Source organism: Prodigiosinella aquatilis (assembly GCA_030388725.1).
Classification (GTDB): Bacteria; Pseudomonadota; Gammaproteobacteria; order Enterobacterales; family Enterobacteriaceae; genus Prodigiosinella; species Prodigiosinella aquatilis.
The window spans coordinates 4,604,660-4,624,136 of record CP128857.1 but is presented as its reverse complement, the minus strand read 5'-3'; the positions used below and the strand labels follow the sequence as shown (position 1 = coordinate 4,624,136).

16 protein-coding genes are annotated in these 19,477 nt (G+C 45.8%); 8 read left to right on the top strand and 8 right to left on the bottom strand.

The annotated features are described in order from the left end of the window. Position 1: 1 nt before the first annotated feature. Positions 2–1,426, bottom strand: coding sequence for an alpha,alpha-trehalose-phosphate synthase (gene otsA / locus PCO85_21530; GenBank protein WJV53688.1), 1,425 nt, complete (start codon positions 1,424–1,426; stop codon positions 2–4). After that, entirely contained in the window at positions 1,423–2,193 is a 771-nt protein-coding gene (otsB, locus tag PCO85_21525) for a trehalose-phosphatase (protein WJV53687.1), read from the bottom strand. The genes otsA and otsB overlap by 4 nt, the downstream gene beginning before the upstream one ends. A gap of 1,003 nt (positions 2,194–3,196) precedes the next feature. Here otsB and PCO85_21520 point away from each other — a divergent pair. Both PCO85_21520 and rdgB read left to right on the top strand, forming a co-directional pair. Beyond that, positions 3,197–5,110: an HAD-IIB family hydrolase gene (locus PCO85_21520; protein ID WJV53686.1), complete on the top strand. Its 1,914-nt coding sequence runs from the start codon at positions 3,197–3,199 to the stop codon at positions 5,108–5,110. Beyond that, positions 5,103–5,705 (top strand): RdgB/HAM1 family non-canonical purine NTP pyrophosphatase, encoded by a 603-nt coding sequence (rdgB, locus tag PCO85_21515; protein ID WJV53685.1) that lies wholly within the window; start codon positions 5,103–5,105, stop codon positions 5,703–5,705. Before PCO85_21520 ends, rdgB begins: the two co-directional genes overlap by 8 nt. 468 nt (positions 5,706–6,173) lie before the next feature. Here rdgB and PCO85_21510 read toward each other — a convergent pair whose 3' ends face one another. Together PCO85_21510 and PCO85_21505 are read right to left on the bottom strand one after the other, a co-directional pair. After that, entirely contained in the window at positions 6,174–6,923 is a 750-nt protein-coding gene (locus PCO85_21510; protein ID WJV53684.1) for a zinc-binding dehydrogenase, read from the bottom strand. Positions 6,924–7,199: 276 nt separating this feature from the next. Continuing rightward, entirely contained in the window at positions 7,200–7,877 is a 678-nt protein-coding gene (locus PCO85_21505; GenBank protein ID WJV53683.1) for a type 1 glutamine amidotransferase domain-containing protein, read from the bottom strand. A gap of 692 nt (positions 7,878–8,569) precedes the next feature. Between PCO85_21505 and idnD the strand changes: the two genes are divergently transcribed. The 6 genes from idnD to edd all read left to right on the top strand — a co-directional run bounded on the left by idnD (position 8,570) and on the right by edd (position 15,246). Next, positions 8,570–9,601, top strand: coding sequence for an L-idonate 5-dehydrogenase (gene idnD, locus PCO85_21500; protein WJV53682.1), 1,032 nt, complete (start codon positions 8,570–8,572; stop codon positions 9,599–9,601). A 17-nt stretch (positions 9,602–9,618) separates the two neighbouring features. Beyond that, positions 9,619–10,383, top strand: a complete 765-nt coding sequence (gene idnO / locus PCO85_21495; GenBank protein WJV53681.1) for a gluconate 5-dehydrogenase — start codon at positions 9,619–9,621, stop codon at positions 10,381–10,383. A 75-nt stretch (positions 10,384–10,458) separates the two neighbouring features. Beyond that, positions 10,459–11,781, top strand: coding sequence for a gluconate:H+ symporter (locus PCO85_21490; GenBank protein WJV53680.1), 1,323 nt, complete (start codon positions 10,459–10,461; stop codon positions 11,779–11,781). Positions 11,782–11,837: 56 nt separating this feature from the next. Further along, the gene (locus PCO85_21485) at positions 11,838–12,836 is read left to right on the top strand and encodes a substrate-binding domain-containing protein (GenBank protein WJV53679.1); all 999 of its coding nucleotides are present in this window, start codon (positions 11,838–11,840) and stop codon (positions 12,834–12,836) included. A gap of 65 nt (positions 12,837–12,901) precedes the next feature. Then, positions 12,902–13,429, top strand: a complete 528-nt coding sequence (locus PCO85_21480; GenBank protein WJV53678.1) for a gluconokinase — start codon at positions 12,902–12,904, stop codon at positions 13,427–13,429. 20 nt (positions 13,430–13,449) lie between these two features. Continuing rightward, positions 13,450–15,246, top strand: a complete 1,797-nt coding sequence (gene edd, locus PCO85_21475) for a phosphogluconate dehydratase (GenBank protein WJV53677.1) — start codon at positions 13,450–13,452, stop codon at positions 15,244–15,246. A 178-nt stretch (positions 15,247–15,424) separates the two neighbouring features. Here the strand turns inward: edd and hemY are convergent, their stop codons facing one another. Genes hemY through hemC form a run of 4 tightly spaced genes read right to left on the bottom strand, consistent with a single transcriptional unit; the run spans position 15,425 to position 19,453 of the window. Further along, on the bottom strand, positions 15,425–16,618 hold the full coding sequence (gene hemY, locus PCO85_21470) for a protoheme IX biogenesis protein HemY (GenBank protein WJV53676.1): 1,194 nt from the start codon (positions 16,616–16,618) through the stop codon (positions 15,425–15,427). Positions 16,619–16,620: 2 nt separating this feature from the next. After that, entirely contained in the window at positions 16,621–17,757 is a 1,137-nt protein-coding gene (gene hemX, locus PCO85_21465) for a uroporphyrinogen-III C-methyltransferase (protein WJV53675.1), read from the bottom strand. 20 nt (positions 17,758–17,777) lie between these two features. After that, entirely contained in the window at positions 17,778–18,518 is a 741-nt protein-coding gene (gene hemD / locus PCO85_21460; protein WJV53674.1) for a uroporphyrinogen-III synthase, read from the bottom strand. Beyond that, on the bottom strand, positions 18,515–19,453 hold the full coding sequence (gene hemC, locus PCO85_21455; GenBank protein WJV53673.1) for a hydroxymethylbilane synthase: 939 nt from the start codon (positions 19,451–19,453) through the stop codon (positions 18,515–18,517). Before hemC ends, hemD begins: the two co-directional genes overlap by 4 nt. Positions 19,454–19,477: the final 24 nt, after the last annotated feature.

The window sequence follows — 19,477 nt, the reverse complement described above, 5'->3', positions numbered from 1 at the left end:
GTCAGGCATGACGTGGCAAGGTGATTAACTCTGAGTTCATGCCATATTGTTTGTGATCAATGGCTGTGGCCTGTAGGTCGGCAATAAATGATGTGCGCCAGTGCTGAATATCGTTTTGCTCCAGGACAGACATCATCTCGCTGTGACGTGATATTCGCTCCGCCAGCGACATGGTTAATGCCCGGTTCAATGCATCGGCGACCTCATTCTTATCGTAAGGATTAACGATCAATGCTGACGTCAGTTCATTGGCTGCACCGGCAAATTTCGACAACACCAGTACGCCGGGATTCGCTGGATCCTGGGCGGCCACATACTCTTTCGCGACCAGATTCATCCCATCCCGCAATGGTGTTACCAATCCGACGTCGGTTTGACGGAATGTTTTTATCAGTAGCCGACGGTCAAAATGCTGATTGAGGTAATAAAGTGGTGTCCAGCCCATCGTCCCGTATCGGCCATTAATCCTGCCAGCTTCAGTTTCCAACAGGTGACGAATATCTTGATAAGCCTGCACTTCTCCCCGGGACGTCGGGGCTATCTGGGTGTAGCGGATGTTGCCGTGATGCTGTGGATAATTTTCCAGTAGCGCCTCAAAAGCCAGAAAACGTTCCGGTAGGCCTTTGGAGTAATCTAGTCGTTCTACCGCGATAATGTTTTTCATATGGCGCAGGTCGCGTTTGGCCTCCTCCAATCTGGCAGGAAGTGGACCTTCAGCCATTTTGCGGATACTTTCCGTTTCAATACCGATAGGATAAACCCCGGTAGTGAATACTTTTCCAAATGCAGTGTAGGTGTTTGCGCCGAGCGCTTGCACGCGGGTCAGCATCGATAGACATTCAATAAATGCCTGACGGTCATTTTCCGTCTGGAATCCCAGCAGATCGAAATCACAGAGTTTTTCCAACAATTCCTCATGCGGTGGCAACGCGTTAAAAATTTCTGGCGTTGGGAAAGGGATATGCAGGAAAAAACCGATCTGGTTCTTCATACCCAAATCACGGCAAGCTGCACCAAACGGCAACAGATGATAGTCGTGAATCCACAACATATCATCGTCCTTCACCCAGGTATTCAAACAGTTGGCCATCATCTCGTTGACACGACGATAACCTTCCCATGCGTTACGGTCATAAGAAACCAGATCGAGACGATAGTGAAAAGCGGGCCACAGCACTGCATTTGAGAACTGACAATAATACTGATCATAGTCCTGCTGACTCAGACTGAATGAAGCAAATGTGATGCCTTCTTTTTTCTGCACTTGCGGCGGTTTTTCTTCATCGCTGATCTCGCCATTCCATCCGAACCATATACCACCACTACTGCTCAGCGCGTCCAGAATACCGACGGCAAGGCCGCCAGCGCTTTTTTTCTTGCCATCAGGGATAGCAATCCGATTAGATACGATGACTAAACGGCTCATAATCCTTTCTCCTTACCGATATTGTTTGTGCATCGGTGTTGTTGTTTGAGCCAATGGTGTACTGCTGCAACATTATTGAGCCGAAAATGTGCTGCAGTTTCTCCCGGTCCTACTTTGATGGATAGACCGTTCAGCATGTTGACCTGGTAGAAACCGGCTTCATCTGTCAGATCATCACCAATAAATACCGGGATACGGCCAGAAAAAGGGTGTTCCTGCATGAAGGCACCAATGGCCGTACCTTTATCTACCCCATGTGGCTTGAGTTCCACCACGCATTTCCCAGGTTGCAACATCAGTTGCGGATAGGCGTGGCAGAGAGATTCCGCCAGTATCAGAATGTCCTGTTGGTATTCAGGAACCTGGCGATAGTGCAATGCAAACGCGATACCTTTGCTTTCCAGCTTACTGCCAGGGAAAGCGGACATCGCTATAGTGAGTCGCTCCTTTAGGACCTGTAGCATTCCTGTCGGTAGGGTAATTCGATGTACCTGGCCCAGACTGTCACGTCGCTCTGCACCGTGCACTCCTGCCAGCGGTAACGTCAGAGGTGCAAGCAGATTATCCAGTTCTGACACAGCGCGGCCTGATACCAGGGCCAGAGCACCATTACTGTATTCAGAGAGGGCATGTAGCGTGTGGAGAACCGAAGAGGGAATGACAACCTGCTCTGGTGTGGGTTTTATCTCCGCCAGGGTACCATCCAAATCAAAGAAAAAAGCGTAATTATCTTGATGTAGTGGGCTAACTGGCATGTCGTCAGTCATGTTCCCGTTCCTCCTTCATGATATTTTTCAATGCGTTAAACATGGGCGCGCCGAATTGCCGTCAGCCCCATATATTCTTATTTCTCCTGGTGACTAATCATTACTGTGTTAAGTATAGACCTTGAGCCAGGTTATGCGATACGAAGCCGGCCGCTGTAACGTCAGGCCAGGGCGGGTGTGGGTGAGATCCTGACCGTTAGAATAGTAGAAAAATGATACCACAAGCGGTGCGTAAGAACCGCTGGGTGTAGTTTTCTGGCGACAACTTACTGTTTACACGTCTCAAAAAGGAGACGGATAATTCATTGAAATATAATAAATAATTTATTTTTGAATTAAAGTGTCTTTTATCTGCGACATATCGGGTGATCTCCCGTTCATCCCTAAGGTGGGTAGGTTGAACAGTAAATAGTGATGTAATAAAAAATTCTTTATTTATCAACCGATAATTCAAGATTACTCCTTTCGTTCGACTATTTTTTGAAATTTTGGCATAATATGTGCTTAATTTAACGCGTAGATGCTCATTCCGCCTTCTATGTTTGCTTCGGCTTCATAAACCTGGGAATGACGCAGAGCCGTTTACGGTGCTTATCGTCCAACACTATATGAAAGATATCTTCATTGGATTTTTTGGACATAACGTTGAGTGAGGCACCACAAATTGTCTTATAGACCTGATTTTATTTAACGCTTGTCGTTTATCGGCAAGCGTTTTTTTTCGTGTCAGGGAAAGCCATTAACCGCGTAGCCGTATTTTGCCCTGGCAGCTCAGCCGCTGTTCACTGGCCGTCGCTTGAACCGTATCAGAAAGATCGAATAGCGTAATATCAGATCAACGCTGATGAAGCTTGTACCACGTTATGCGACTTACCGTAGTAAAACGGTAGAACGGGCATTTCACCAAGTTAAATCAGAGGCAATTTATCCCCTTTCGTATTTGTGAAGCTCATGTTAAAATACGTTATATATTTTAATATATAACGAGAAGAGAAAGGTACGCGTGAGAACTTATATCTTTGATTTAGATGGGACTATAGTTACAAACGGCAAAGTTATACATGATGTTATTGCTAACAAAATTTCATCATTAGCTGATAAGTATACTGTGATATTCGCTTCTGCAAGGCCAATCAGGGATATGTTGCCGCTGATACCAGAAAATCTCCGAAATTGCCTGATGGTTGGATGCAATGGAGGTATGGCATGGGAGAAAAACGCGTTTATCTTTTCACATACTTTTGCCGATGAAAAAGCAAAGAGAATAGTTAGTTTCCTCAAGGCAAATAAGATCCCTTATGTCTTGGACGGCAACTGGAAATTTTCAGTATCAGACATAAGCCATGACTTCCATGCATATATAAGATCACTATCAGAGGATGAAACGAGTGAAGAATCTATTTTTGATAGTGGTATCACTAAAATATTAGTTTTGGATGGATGCTCAAGAGAGAAAATAAACACATTCTTCTATAACGAAAATTTTAATTTTAATATTCATCATCATAGGAATGAAAACATTTTTGATATTACACCTCAAGTGGAGAATAAGTACTTATCTTTGTCTAAACTGGGTGTGAGTTTTGAAGAGGCGATTGTTTTTGGGAATGATGAAAATGATTTTGCTATGTTGGATAATGCCCGGGTTTCTGTTTTCGTCGGTGCTATGTCTGACTATCCGAAAGCGACATTTTACTGTCGGACTGAATATATCCCAACAATTTTAAATGAAGTCTCTGATACATTTGATCGAGGGATTAATAAGCATTATGTAAATAAACAACAAATAGCAATTGAAAGTATCGATGATTTAATCCGTTTACAGAAAACCATCAGTAGTTGGGTACCTTGTGAACCTGATATTCTGTTGAAACTACAAATTGCAAAAATATCATCCTGGATTGGATATTCATTGTATGAATTGTATAGTATTGCTTTGGAAAGAAGTATTTTTCATAAAAAAAGAGGCATTACCTCTCCAAAGGAAGATGGTGGAGGAAAGAAGAGTTATTCATTATATAAGATGAAGGAATCAATGATTGTAGCACTCAATAAAGAATTGTTGAGAATTAAAAACAATCTTGAGTTTTCTTCTTCCTTACACAATGAGGTTAGATATAAAAGAATCAATGAGAGATTAAATAATTCAGCCTTGATTATAGAAAAAATACTCACTATGACAAACACTCTTCTTTCTGAAATAAACATTCAAAATGATGATTCAACTGAAATTGTTAATATCTATCATGAATGTTTTATTTCTCCATCTTTACCGGTTCGAGAATATGAAGGTGAGGTTTCGCATTCCATAACGAAAAAAATGCGAATGATGTATTCTAATTATATTAATCTGGAAGTTCCAACCGTAGAGTGTTGTTGTGCGATTCTTAATGATTTTGAATTTGACTGGTCTAATACTCCATTTATTCATGATCTCAGTCGGCAAATAGAAGACGAAGTTTATCATGCAATTATATTACGAGAAGAGTATGAAAAACACGGAGGAGGTGGGCCCGCATTAAATTCTCATTTTAGATTTTGGCAGATGGCGAGAGGAGAAGACCTCCCTACACGCCTTTATATCCACCAGAAAATGGGTGAATGGATAGGTATCGATGCCGCTATTATGCAAGTATTGACTTGCAATGATAGTGATGTAACAGAAATTTATACGTCTATTGTCAGTGATGAAATAAACCATACTCGTTTGGGAACATATTGGATCGATCAATATTGTGATGACTATGAAAAGGTTAAAGAAAAGGCATTAAATAAAAGAAAACAGTTCGATGAAACTGACGAAGGGCCAGTAAAATTTCCGGTTAATGAGTATGTATGCGAGCTATGTGAATTCAAACGTGATGAAATTATTCAGCTTTTAGAACGTGAGTCTACATTTGGACGGTTAAATGGATAATAATATGCGGATTATATTGGCAACTCAGAATAGTGGGAAGTTGAAGGAGTTCTCATCTATTGCAAAACTCGCTTGTGCAAGTGTTAATTTTGAGATCAAACCTATCGCTAATGATATCGGTGATATTCATGAGACTGGCGATAATTATCTAGACAATGCATTGATAAAAGCTGAAACCGTTTATGCTTTCTACCATAGCCCCGTGCTTTCTGATGATTCGGGTCTTGAACTCATTGATTTTAACAATATCCCGGGTGTTTATTCTGCACGATTCGCTGGTATTTCTGCTAACGATGGGGAAAACAGGAGTAAACTTTGTGAATTTATGACATCGAATTCTGTTTCTTCTACCCCGGCGCGATACCGTTGTTTACTTATTTATAAACCAGATGTAGCATCTTATTTCAAATTTGAAGCAATCTGGGATGGTGTGATCACAACCGATTTAAGAGGACACTCCGGCTTTGGCTATGACCCTATGTTCATCCCAAATGGTTTCAGATGCACAGCAGCAGAATTAGATAATGAAGTTAAAAATAACGTTTCTCATAGAGCAAAAGCGTTATTTGAATTTTTCAACTTTTTGGGAGCGTAGATAATGTCGTTTCTTGATGTGTTTGGTTACATAGGGACGGTAGTCGTTGCGCTATCATTTATCTGCAAGAGTATTCTACGGTTAAGACTACTAAACATGATAGGTGCCACAATAATAACATTATATGCATTAACAATACGAGCATATCCAGTTGCCGTTCTCGATGGTCTTATAGTAATAATTAATGGATATCAACTGTATCTGATTTATAAAAGCAAAAGAAGAATCAGGATAAATGCTTTATAATTAGGTGCTTTTAGATCTCGGTAAAATGGGCAGTTGTCCAAGCTATAGTAAATAATAATATAATTAAAATTAATTGCATGCCTGTTGTATTTCACGTTACATGTGTGTAATCCAGCATGTAGACCCCCATTCCATCTTCTATATTTGCTCTGGTTTTATCAATCTGATTTTATTTAACGCTTACCGTTTATCGGCAAGCGTTTTTTGTGTCAGGAAAAGCCATTAACCGCGTAACAGTATTTTGCCCTGACGCCCAGGCCGTTCGCTGGCCGTTACCGCCTGAGCCGCGTCGGAAAGATCGAATAGCGAGTCTACCGGCAGTATCAGATCACCGCTGGCAGCCAGATGTATCAATTCTCCGATCATTCGCTGCTTATCTTGGGCTGACGCTGTGCTGGCTACTTTACTGGCCCAAAATCCCTTCATTGTCACCTGCTTGAAAATCATGTCACCGGAACTGACTTGCATAGGTTGACCGCTCATGGCACCAAACGAAACCAGCATTCCTCCTTCACTTAGCAGATGTAACAAATCGCCACTGCTTTTACCGCCTACAGAGTCAACTGCACGTACCAGTGGTTTTCCGTCCAACAGGGCAGCAATCTGTTCTTGCCAGTCGGGATGATCGGTCGAAATCGTATTTCTCAATCCTAGTGCGGCCATCTCTTTGATGGTTCCATGACGACGAACCAGATTAATGACATGAATTCCCCGTGATTTAGCCAGCATGGCTACGGTTTTCCCAACTGTGCCGTTGGCGGCGTTCTGAATCATCCATTGCCCGGGTTTGATATCAAGGTATTCCAGCAGCATTAATGCGCTTATCGGCATAGCAATCAGTTGGCAACCAACCTTGTCATTAATCTCATCCGGTAATGGTACCGCCGTTGTAGCTGTGGTCAGAAAATATTCCGCCCAGGTGCCATGTACGCCAGCGGTTACCACGCGCTGACCGATTTTCAGGTGCTGCACGTTACTACCGAGAGCCTCGATCACTACCACCGATTTCGGGTAACACCGGTTTATGGCCGTACATTCCCCTTATTGTCCAAAGATCGTGGTTATGAATGGGAGAATAGGTCATGCGAACAAGGATTTGTTCAGGACCTGGTTGGGGTTGAGGTACTTCGGTCAGAGTAAGGACTTCGGCCGGATTGCCAAATGAAGCGTGGGTGACACTGCGCATTCTGGTTTCCTTATCATATTTGCGCCGGAAAAACCGTGCTGCCTTTGTCAGCGTGCACAAGGTTAAGCCAGCAGTTTCAGCATTTCAGAGGCAACTGGCGCAGAGCTGGCCGGATTTTGCCCGGTGACCAGCAGTCCATCAGTGACTACATGTGGATGCCAGTCGGCGATTTTTTCGTAAATACCACCTTGCCGTTTCAGTTCATCTTCTACCAGAAAAGGTACGACATTGATGAGTTGTACGGCTTCTTCTTCACTATTGGTGAAACCAGTGACTTTGCGGCCTTTAACCAGTGGGGCGCCATCACTGTTTTTCACATGGCGTAATACTCCAGGGGCATGACAAACCGCGCCAACCGGTTTTCCAGCCCTGGCAAATGCTTCAATTAAGGCGATGGAATACGGATCTTGTGCCAGATCCCATAGCGGACCGTGGCCACCGGGATAAAATACAGCGTCGAAATCGGCTTCATGTACATCCGACAAGCGTTGTGTCGAGGCCAGCATCTGTTGGGCTTCCGGGTCTTGTCTGAAACGTTCCGTATATTCGGTTTGTGCATCGGGCGCATCACTTTTCGGATCAAGCGGTGGGTGCCCCCCTTTTGGTGAAGCAAGTGTCAGTGAAGCTCCGGCATCTTTGAAAACATAATAGGGGGCGGCGAATTCCTCCAGCCAGAACCCGGTTTTTTTCCCAGTGTTACCCAACTGATCGTGTGATGTCAGTATCATCAAAATTTTCATGATTATCAGTCCTATGGTGTAAAAACGTTAAGTGCATAAGTCCATGAGTCGGGTTATCAAAACATAGGGTGTATTTCCGTTTGTCACCCTAGTCAATGAGTTTGGTGTAATAGCGTTCGATATGCAGAGAAGGATAGCAGATGCGGAGAGATAAAAGGGTTGAGGCGGAATCGGTAAGTGTCAGGATTGATGTACTTCTGTTATATTCCTGACCATCAGGGCCAGCATCAAACTGATAGTGGCTGAGGGCGCGCAGTGATGTGATCAACTCTGATAGCGTTTCTCACGGCTTTTTCATAAGCGTGCTTAATACGGCCTTTGGTGGGCATACCTCTGTAATTATTGATCGAATATTTTTCATCTCCTTACTTCTTATAAATTTAATTTCATTAAACTTTAATATTAATACTTTCATGGTGTCAGGTGCTTAAATTGAAATTATCGGTATTTCCAAAATACACGGGTTTTCCTCAATACTGATTAACCTGTCGTTTCTTTTATTCACGCCATAAGAACGTTTATGTTTTCTCAGTCACGTTATTTGTAACATGGATTTTGTAACAACAGGGTGACGACTTCACGTTATGCGTAACATACGTTACGTAACATGAATTATAGTGACACACTTCAAATTTTTAAGGGGAATGTTCCTGTTTTATAGCGACATCTCTTAATGAGTAACGAGGTGTAGAATGATCGATGAAACAAAATCCTGCGTTGTGTCGGGAAAAAATAAAGTCAGTGTTATTCAGCAGGAAGTCAATTATCAGGGAATAGGGACATTGGTAAGAATTACTCGTGGTGGGATCTGTGGTTCTGATCTGCATTATTATCATGAGGGTAAGGTCGGGACCTATCAGGTTAAACAACCGATGATACTGGGTCATGAAGTTATCGGGGTTGTTGTTGAGAGTGATAGCGATAAGATTATTAAAAACCAGAAAGTCGCTATTAATCCAAGTAAGCCTTGTGGTCACTGTGAATATTGTAAGTCGCATGAAGAAAATCAATGTATCAATATGCGATTTTTTGGCAGTGCTATGTATTTCCCCCATGTGGATGGTGGGTTTACGCAATATAAAATAGTAGATACAAGTCAGTGTATTCCTTTTGATGATCAAGCCAGTGAGCAGGTTATGGCATTTGCCGAGCCATTGGCTGTCGCAATCCATGCTGTTAATCAGTCTGGTGATATTAACGGGAAAAAAGTTTTCATATCCGGTGTCGGCCCTATCGGCTGCCTGGTGGTTGCCGCAGCAAAAGCGATGGGGGCAAAAGAGATTGTTTGCGCCGATGTAAGTGAGCGGTCACTGACTATGGCGAGTGCCATGGGGGCGACAACCGTACTTAATGCCGTATCGGCTGATTTCTCTCCCTATTTGAAAGACAAAGGTTACTTTGATGTTTCGTTCGAGGTGTCTGGTCATCCGCAATCGATCTCGCGTTGTTTAGAGGTCACCCGAGCGAAAGGAACGGTGGTTCAGGTGGGTATGGGTGGCGCGGTGCCCGATTTCCCGATCATGATGCTTATTGCCAAAGAAATAACGTTGACCGGAACATTCAGGTTTAAAGAGGAATTTAATACATCAGTGGAGTGGTTAAATAACAATACTGTTAATCCATTGCCATTGCTAAGCGCTGAGTTTTGTTACGACGAATTGGAAAAGGCGCTTTTATTCGCATCAGATAAAACAAAAGCAGCAAAAGTACAGTTAACGTTTTAATTTTAATTGAGGTTGTTATGAAAAATCTATTTTCATTAGAGAATAAAAAAATACTTATTACTGGCGCGGCACAGGGCATCGGTTTTTTACTCGCCAAAGGGTTGGCTGAGTATGGAGCAGAAATTATTGTAAATGATGTGACCGCCGAGCGTTCAGAGAATGCGGTCTCGGAATTAAAAAAAATGGGTTATGTGGCTTATTCAATGCCATTTGATGTGACAAATAATCATAGTGTGAATGAGTCTGTCGATTACATAGAAGACAATATCGGTGAAATTGACGTTTTGATCAATAATGCTGGTATTCAACGGCGGCACCCTTTTACTGAATTCCCTGAGAATGAGTGGAACGATGTTATTGCTGTTAACCAGACAGCCGTATTTTTTGTTTCTCAAGCCGTGGCCCGTAAAATGATGGTTCGCAGGAGCGGGAAGATTATTAATATTTGTTCAATGCAAAGCGAACTGGGTAGAGATACGATTACACCGTATGCCGCATCGAAAGGCGCTGTAAAAATGTTAACACGTGGCATGTGTGTAGAGCTCGCTCGTTATAATATTCAGATAAATGGTATTGCCCCTGGATATTTTAAAACTGAAATGACGAAAGCGCTGGTTGAAAATGAAGAGTTCACTTCATGGTTGACGAAACGTACTCCTGCTGCGCGTTGGGGTGATCCGAAAGAGCTTATTGGTTCTGCTGTCTTTTTATCATCACAAGCATCAGATTTTGTTAATGGACATTTATTATTCGTCGATGGTGGAATGCTGGTCGCCGTATAAATCTGATATTGAGACTAAATATATATTGTTTCCATTGGCGGCGGATTATCGCTGCCTTTATTCCAGGAGTATTGTATGCCGTTAATAATAATAGCGATTGGTGTCGTTCTCTTACTTATTCTTATGATTGGCTTCAAAATAAATGGATTTATCGCACTAGTGCTGGTTGCTGCGCTGGTAGGAATTGCCGAAGGAATGACACCACTTAAAACGATTGCCTCTATTCAGTCTGGTATAGGCAATACCCTTGGCGGGTTAGCACTTATTCTTGGGTTTGGTGCGATGCTTGGCCGATTGATTTCTGATACCGGGGCGGCACAACGCATTGCGTCTACCCTGATTCATCGATTTGGCAGAAATAATATTCAATGGGCCTTGTTAATTACCGGATTAATTGTTGGCTTGGCCATGTTCTATGAAGTGGGTTTTGTATTATTGCTGCCACTGGTTTTTACTATTGTTGCCTCTGCCGGATTACCGTTGCTTTACGTTGGGGTTCCCATGGTGGCCGCGCTTTCTGTGACCCACTGTTTTCTGCCGCCTCATCCTGGTCCGACAGCGATTGCCACCATTTTTAATGCAAACCTGGGCACAACATTGCTCTATGGCCTTATTATTGCGATTCCTACGGTTATCATCGCCGGTCCTTTATTTTCAAAGTTGCTTAAAAAATACGAAAAAGAGCCCCCTAAGGGACTGTTTAATCCCCATGTATTTGCTGAAGAAGAGATGCCGGGTTTTGGCGTCAGCCTGTTATCCGCTATTATTCCGGTTATTTTAATGGCTTCTGCTGCAATTTGTGAAATGTTGTTGCCAAAAGGTAATACGGTACGATTGCTTTTTGAATTTATCGGACACCCTGCCGTTGCTCTTTTTATTGCTATCGTATTGGCTATATTTACGTTGGGTCTGCGTAATGGACGAAATATAGAGTCTGTCATGGCGATTGCGAGTGACTCTATCGGTGCCATAGCCATGATCATGTTTATTATTGCTGGTGGCGGCGCATTTAAACAGGTCCTGGTTGATAGTGGGGTGGGCAATTATATTGCGATGCTGATGAAGGGGTCCTCTCTATCTCCATTGCTAATGTGCTGGACAGTAGCCGCCTTGCTGAGAGTTGCCCTGGGATCGGCAACGGTCGCGGCGATTACTACCGCGGGTATTGTATTACCTTTAATTGCGATTACACATGTTGATCCCGCGTTAATGGTGTTGGCCGTGGGGGCCGGCAGTGTGATTGCGTCACATGTGAATGATCCTGGTTTCTGGTTGTTTAAAGGGTATTTCAATCTTAGTGTGGTAGAAACATTAAAGGTGTGGACGGTGATGGAAACACTGATATCCATATTGGGACTTATTGGTGTCCTCATGCTTAATAGTGTTATCCACGCGTAGGCGTTCAATCATCAGGGCAGGAAGCGCGCCTGCCCTGAAGTAATGGCAGAGAGAGCATGAAAAACCATAGAGTAACGTTGCAGGATATAGCGAATCTAGCGAATGTGACCAAGATGACGGTGAGTCGGTATCTGAGGACACCTAACCAGGTTGCACCTGAAACAGGGAAAAAAATTGCTCAGATTATGGAGGAGGTTAATTACATCCCCAACCGGGCACCAGAAATGTTGCTTAATACAAAGAGTTACACGATTGGTGTTTTGATCCCTTCGTTCAAAAATCAAATCTTTGCCGATATGCTCGCAGGTATTGAGTCGGTTACTTCCGGGAAGCAATATCAAATATTGATTGCTAATTACAATTACAAACAGAAATCGGAAGAAGAACAAATCATCAATTTGCTCGCTTATAATATTGATGGAATTATTTTGTCTGAAAAATCGCACACGGTGCGAGCAGTGAAATATTTACGCTCAGCTAAAATCCCTATTGTGGAAGTTATGGATATTGAAGGACCATGCCTGGATATGGAAGTTGGTTACTCTAACAGTAAAGCCGCATTCGACATGGTTTCAACGATGCTGGAAAACCGTAATAAGAAAAAGATTATTTATCTTGGCTCTCAGGACGATCTGCGTGATGAATTACGGTTTCAAGGGTATTGTGAGGCTATGAGAAAAAAAGGATTACCTACTCACCATATTAACCCTAAATCCATTTCATCCATTCAGCTTGGCACACAATTATTGGCATTGGCATTAAAGGAACATCCGGATCTCGATGGTATTTTCTGTACTAATGATGATATCGCCGTTGGTGCGTTGATTAGCTGTTTTAAACAAGGGATCAACGTTCCTGATGATATATCGATTGCAGGATTCCATGGGCTTGAAATCGGGAAGGAAATGGTTCCCAGTCTCGCCAGTGTTATCACTCCCCGGTTTATGGTCGGTCAAAAAGCAGCAAGTATTCTGTTAAATAAAATCAACGATACTCATTATTCAACGTATTCAATGGATTTGGGATATCAAATTTATCTCGGGGAAACATTGTGAATTTTTTGCCTCAAATGGGCGTGATGACTTGTCTGTGTGAAATTATTTTTAGATAAGGTTTATAAATGAAACGAGAAAAAGGCGGGAAAAGTTTTGTGCTGATGGGCGTGGCAAGTACAGGGAAGTCAACAATAGGTGCAGCATTGGCAAGAACGCTTGGCGCCAAATTTATTGATGGAGATGATCTGCATCCTCGACATAATATTTTAAAGATGGCGAGCGGACATCCTTTAAACGATGATGACCGATTACCCTGGCTTGAACGTATTCGTGATGCCGCATTCAGTATGGAAAAGAAAAATGAAACCGGCATTATTGTTTGTTCGGCGCTGAAGAAGAAGTACCGCGATATGATTCGAGATGGTAATGAGCATGTGGCCTTTATTCATTTATACGGTTCCTTTGAACTGGTATTAGCACGTATGCAGGCTCGTACCGGTCATTTCATGCCGGTTGAACTACTGAAGAGTCAGTTTGAGGCGCTGGAAATGCCAGGCGATGATGAACCTGATGTTCTCCATGTGGATATCGACGGTGATTTTGATGATGTCGTGACGCGTTGTGTTGACGCGGTCCGCTGTTACTGTCTTTAAAATATCGTGGAGGTGGGTGTATGAATAACATCATTGAACAGATCAGCCGTAATATCGCCGGGCGGAGCCAGGAAACACGCCGTCGTTATCTGGACAAAATTGATGCACAGGCCGTGAAGTGGAAACGCCGTGCACACTTATCCTGCGGTAATCTGGCCCATACGGTTGCTGCCTGTTCCGCCATGCAGAAAAAATCTATTCTGGATTTTACCCGGGTCAACGTGGGGATTATTACCGCATACAGCGATATGTTAAGTGCTCATCAGCCCTACGCGTTTTACCCTGACCTGATTAAACGGGCACTAGCGCAACTGGGGCACAGCGCCCAGGTTGCCGGCGGCGTACCTGCCATGTGTGACGGTATAACACAGGGACAGGACGGTATGTCATTGTCTCTGTTTTCCCGGGATTTGATTGCACAGGCGACGGCCATATCACTGAGCCACAATACATTTGATGCCTCACTGCTGCTGGGCGTGTGCGATAAAATTGCTCCTGGTCAGTTGATTGGTGCGCTGTCTTTTGGTCACTTACCAACCGCGTTTGTACCATCAGGGCCGATGCCAACCGGGATCAGCAATAATTATAAAGTGAAAATACGCCAGCAATATGCGGCGGGTGAGGTTGGTAAAGATGCGTTGCTGCATATGGAATGCGATGCTTACCATGCCCCGGGAACCTGCACTTTTTTCGGTACTGCCAATACCAATCAACTGGTATTTGAAGCTATGGGGCTGATGTTGCCCGGCTCGGCATTTGTTCCCCCGGCCGATCCTCTGCGTGAGGCTCTGACGATAAAAATAGCAGAGCATATTGCTGCTATCAGCCATAACAATGCGCAATACCGCCCTTTGTCTAGCGTGCTGGATGAAAAGGCTCTGGTGAATGGATTGGTTGCGTTACTGGCATCGGGAGGAAGCACTAACCATTCCATTCATATGGTTGCAGTGGCTGCCGCGGCTGGTTACATCCTGAACTGGGATGACATCGATGCTCTGTCGCAAGTCGTCCCCTTATTAGTGAAGATGTATCCGAATGGGCCAGCTGATATCAATGAATTTCAGCGGGCTGGCGGGGTGCCTACCTTGATGAAAGCGTTGGCAGAACGTGATTTGCTGCATCTGGATGCCACTCCGGTCTTTGGTAGCCTGTCCGACTATATGAAAGTGCCCCGGCTGGATGGCGGACAGATAACCTATCATCCGGCTACAGACTCTATGAATTCTGATGTCATTGCGCTTCCTGGTGAGCATTTCAGTGCACACGGCGGACTCAAGGTGGTGGGAGGTAATCTGGGCCGTGGGATCATTAAAGTCAGTGCGGTTGCCCCGGAGTGCCGTTTTATCGAAGCGCCGGCCCGGGTGTTTGAATCACAACATGATGTCGAGAGCGCTTATCACGCCAATGAGTTCACGCAAGATGTCGTGATTGTGGTCCGGCACAATGGGCCCGCGGCCAATGGAATGCCTGAGCTGCATAAGTTAATGCCGATACTGGGTAATCTGATGAAGGATGGGTTGAAGGTCTTTCTTGTCACGGACGGACGGTTATCCGGTGCGTCGGGTAAGGTTCCGGCGGTACTTCATCTCTGCCCGGAAGCAAAAAAAGACGGGCCATTATGCCGCCTCATTGATGGCGATATCATTCGGATTGATGCAGACAGCGGGCAAATTGATGTCTTGGCCGATCTATCTGACCGTGTAGCATATCATCCAGATTGGACGGCAGAGCAGGTAGGCTCGGGCCAGGAATTGTTCTCGGTGTTTCGTCAAGCCGTTTCCAATGCGGAACAGGGCGCGACAATTTTCCGTTTTTAGTAAAAGCCGATAGTGATTCACCGGTCGGGTGAATACGGCTATGCCGGGAAAGAGAAGCGCGTGTCGGGGATTATGGCAGAGGCTATCTGAGGACGAGGATACTCAACGGCTTGTTGCGTGTCCTGACATCTTTATACGTTCAGGGCATTTCCCCTGAACGTATAAAAGCATAGCGGGATTACTGCGGGTTTGATTGCAGTGTCAACAGCAACCCTTCTCGTCGCATCCGGGTCGCTTCATCCGGCAGATGCAGGCGATCCAGCGCATCCGCGCACCAGGCGTAATCATAGGCATCCGGCCGTATTTCCAATGCGGCGCGGAAGGCATCTACAGCCTGTTGCCATTCACCGTGCTTCATCAACAACTGCCCCAGCGTACTGTGTAGTAACGGTGTGGCACCGTGTTGTTTAAGCAATTGACGCAGTATTTTTTCCAGTTGATCAGGGTTTCCGGTTTTGATGCGTGGCATGAGTAGTATCAGACGCTCGTCATACTGGCGTTTCAGACCATCCACAATAATCTGTTGGGCGGTATCGGGGTCGTCACATTGGATTAAATGTTCCGCCATTGCTATTTGTAACGTCAGCTCCTGACGCGTTTTCCGGCTCTGGTTTTTCCACCATTGCCTGAGTCCCTCGCTACCCCCTTCGGACATGGCCTGATTCATCAGCCCAATGGTTGAACGTTGCTGGAGATCCTGTAGTTGTTGTTCATCGTGCAACTGAATTTTGCGCATGGCGGGCAGAATATCCAGCAACGCGCTGTAAGCGCCGGTACGCAGGAACGCCTGTTCCGCTAGCCGCAGCACTTCCGGGTGCCGTGGGGCGACTTCCAGCAGATGATCAATACCGTGACGGGCAGCATGATCTTCGTTGCGAGCCAACTGGATACGCACGCGGGTGATATCCACCGGAAGCTGATTGGTATCCGCAATTTCTGCTGCACGCTCCAGATATTGTTTGGTACGGAAGTCATCACCACGTTGCTGAGCCGCTTCTGCCGCCAACAGATAATTTACCACCGGTTGATCGGCATGATCGGCATTACGCATTAGTAGTTTTTCTACCTGTAGATAATCGCCTTCGGCCAGTTTAAGTAACGCCGCCTTGGTTTGCTTACGGGCTCGACTGCTTTTGCGTCCGATAAACCAGCCATGAGTACGTGAACCGGTACGAAAAATCCGGCGCAGCAACCATTCGATGATCAGGAAAGCCAGCAAAAACAGAACCAGCATAATCACCAGACCGGTAACGCTGGTTTCAACGTTGTAGTTGTCGGTCTGAATCAATACATAACCCTGATGCCCCGCCATCATCGGGCCAACGACGATACCAGCGATGAGCACGATAAACAGCAACAAGACCTTTAGCATAATCAGCCCTCCTGCGGCGTGGCTGACGGCTGCGCCAGCAGGTTACGGACTCGGGTCTGCATGACTTTTTCCAGCAGCGCCTGGCTTTCCAGCTCGGTGGGGACATCCATCGAAATGGATTGCTTGCTCAGTGCATCCAACTGTTCCAGGAACGCTTTAGTGCTGGGATCGTTGTCATCAAAATAGGCCCGGACCCAAACAGCAGCGGTTTCCAGCGACTGTTTGTAGATTTCGTTCTGGTGACGGGGAATGGCCTGGGCAGCTATTAACAGGCGCGAGCGAATATTTTCACGCAGGTAAACATCTTGATTCGGTGCCAGCAATGGCTCGGCGGTACTGTCACGACGACGGATAGTAATGAAATCCGAGAGGAAGTTATGCCAGCTTTTGATCAGGTTTTGCCGCCATTCGCTCAAGGAAGCCGATACCGCAGTGTCGTTGTCGTCCATGGGCGCTTCATCGGTATCGTTATCCGCCAGACGCAGATTGTCTACCTGATCGGCCAATTGGTTAACTTTAAGAATGATGCCGTCAAAATCAATCTGGTTGACAGCAGCCAGCGTACTAATGTCATGCGTTAACGCGCGGCGCACATCAATCAGGCTTGGATCGTGCATGTCGGCCAGACTAATATCGGCACTTTTCAGCAATGCGACGGCGGTCGTCACGTCTTTATCACTCCAGAGCTTGCGGCCTGCCATTTTCACCAGAAAATCAGCCTGCGCCAATAACCAGGTTTGAGAGTCGCCATTGGAGATTGTCGCCAGTTTTTCCCGCATTTCATCCGACTGGCGAGTTAATGTCGCAATCTGCTGTTCTGCCGCGCTCTGCGCTTTGCCTTGTTGCGCCTGCGTCTGCTGCCATTGCTGCTGTTCCTGCTGATATTGTTTTTGCATAGCGGCGATCCGGGCTTGCAGGAGATCAATATTGGCGGACTGACGTTGTGCCTGTTGATGTATGTAGTAGTAAAGACCGCCGCTTAACCCTAATGCGATAACGATTGCTGTTATACCCAGAAGCACACCGTGGTGTTTGGGGACAGGGGTCAGCGGTTTTTTCTGTTCTTTCTGCGGATGTACGGGTTCAACCCGTCCGACAACCTCTTCCGGAGGGGGCGGGGGGGTAATGTGTTCCGTCATAATGATACCTATGATCAAGGTTATTGTAGTGCGCGCATCAGCGCATCGTTATCCGCATTATCGGCGATCCGGATATCACTCCAGCCAAGCTCTCGGGCCAGATCGGCCAGACGCTCGCTCACGACAATCACTCGGCAACACAGCAGCCAGGATGTCCGATAATAATCAGGTACTAAAGTATATAGCTGTTGCAGCATTTCTCCGCTGGTTATTACCAACGTATTAATGTTTAACGACTGCCAGTGCTGGCTCTGCTCCATACCATTATAAAAGACCGGATTACGCTGGTAGCATTCACAGTAACTGACGTCGGCGCCGCGTTCTTGCAGTGTGTTGCCAAGCAGTTCCCTACCACCGTTACCGCGCAACAGTAACGCCCGTTTGCCGGCCACGTGCTGTAATGAAGGCAGTTGCAACAGGGTTTCACTGGTTTCCCGTTCCGATGGATATTGCACGGGCAAGCCGCTAACGGTATGCAGGGATAATCCGGTAGTGCGCCCCACGGCATAGTAGGTTAACGCTTTAGGCCATCCGGTTCCGGTACGGACCAACACCGGATTAGCATGATCCGCTACCTGCTGGGAAAGGACAATAACCAGATCACCAGGATGTAATGCAGCAAGCATGCTCGGCAACTGGGATAATTCCCGGCCAGGCGAAAAATCAATCAATGGACTGTGATAAGCTGGCAGACCGGCCAGACAGAGGCGGGCTACCAGTTGCTCACCTGCAGGAGAGGGACGGGTAACCAGAATCGTCATGATGGCGTGTCCCCATAAACGGCTTGTAAAATGGTTTTGGCACCTCGGGCTAACAACTCTTCCGCCAGATTGATGCCAATCTGTTCTGCATACTGCAAGTTGCCTCGGCGTTCACTCCGGATAATGCAACTGCCATCCGGTGCGCCGACCAGCGCCCGTAGCCACAGCGTCTCACCTTCCAGTTCGGCGTAACTGCCAATAGGAACCTGACAGCCTCCTTCCAGTCGCGTATTCATGGCGCGCTCAGCCTGTACCCTTATTGCTGTTTCTGTGTGATTGAGTGGTGCCAGCAGCATGCGGGTATGCTCATCATCCAACCGACACTCAATACCAACGGCACCTTGCCCAACCGCGGGTAACGACTCTTCCGGGCTTAATGCACAACGAATGCGACTTTCCAGCCCCAGACGTTTCAGACCGGCGACAGCCAGAATAATGGCGTCATATTCGCCACTATCAAGCTTCGCCAGCCGTGTGCCGACGTTGCCACGTAAATCACGGATGGTCAGATCGGGGCGCTGCGCCCGCAACTGACATTGACGGCGCAGGCTAGATGTTCCGACACAGCTTCCAGCGGGTAAATCCGTCAGACCAGAATAGTGATTGGAAACAAAGGCGTCACGGGGATCTTCGCGTTCACAGATCGTGACCAGACCCAGGCCTTGAGGAAATTCAATAGGAACATCTTTCATGGAGTGTACGGCGATATCTGCGCGTTTTTCCATCAGGGCCAATTCTAACTCTTTGACGAATAAACCTTTACCACCAACTTTTGCCAGCGGTGTATCCAGCAGAACATCACCGCGGGTGATCATTGGCACCAGATCTACGCGTAAACCGGGATGGCATGCCTGTAGCCGATGTTGGACATACTGAGCTTGCCATAGGGCGAGTGGGCTCTGTCGGGTGGCGATTCTGAGAATATTGTCTAACATGCTTGATACCGTTTTTAGCATTTT

Coding starts and splice junctions, on each gene's coding strand:
- idnO (WJV53681.1), top strand. CDS start 9,619: ATGAAAAATCTATTTTCATTAGAGAATAAAAAAATACTTATTACTGGC.
- hemY (WJV53676.1), bottom strand. CDS start 16,618: ATGCTAAAGGTCTTGTTGCTGTTTATCGTGCTCATCGCTGGTATCGTC.
- idnD (WJV53682.1), top strand. CDS start 8,570: ATGATCGATGAAACAAAATCCTGCGTTGTGTCGGGAAAAAATAAAGTC.
- hemD (WJV53674.1), bottom strand. CDS start 18,518: ATGACGATTCTGGTTACCCGTCCCTCTCCTGCAGGTGAGCAACTGGTA.
- edd (WJV53677.1), top strand. CDS start 13,450: ATGAATAACATCATTGAACAGATCAGCCGTAATATCGCCGGGCGGAGC.
- otsB (WJV53687.1), bottom strand. CDS start 2,193: ATGACTGACGACATGCCAGTTAGCCCACTACATCAAGATAATTACGCT.
- hemX (WJV53675.1), bottom strand. CDS start 17,757: ATGACGGAACACATTACCCCCCCGCCCCCTCCGGAAGAGGTTGTCGGA.
- rdgB (WJV53685.1), top strand. CDS start 5,103: ATGGATAATAATATGCGGATTATATTGGCAACTCAGAATAGTGGGAAG.
- PCO85_21490 (WJV53680.1), top strand. CDS start 10,459: ATGCCGTTAATAATAATAGCGATTGGTGTCGTTCTCTTACTTATTCTT.
- PCO85_21505 (WJV53683.1), bottom strand. CDS start 7,877: ATGAAAATTTTGATGATACTGACATCACACGATCAGTTGGGTAACACT.
- otsA (WJV53688.1), bottom strand. CDS start 1,426: ATGAGCCGTTTAGTCATCGTATCTAATCGGATTGCTATCCCTGATGGC.
- PCO85_21480 (WJV53678.1), top strand. CDS start 12,902: ATGAAACGAGAAAAAGGCGGGAAAAGTTTTGTGCTGATGGGCGTGGCA.
- PCO85_21485 (WJV53679.1), top strand. CDS start 11,838: ATGAAAAACCATAGAGTAACGTTGCAGGATATAGCGAATCTAGCGAAT.
- hemC (WJV53673.1), bottom strand. CDS start 19,453: ATGTTAGACAATATTCTCAGAATCGCCACCCGACAGAGCCCACTCGCC.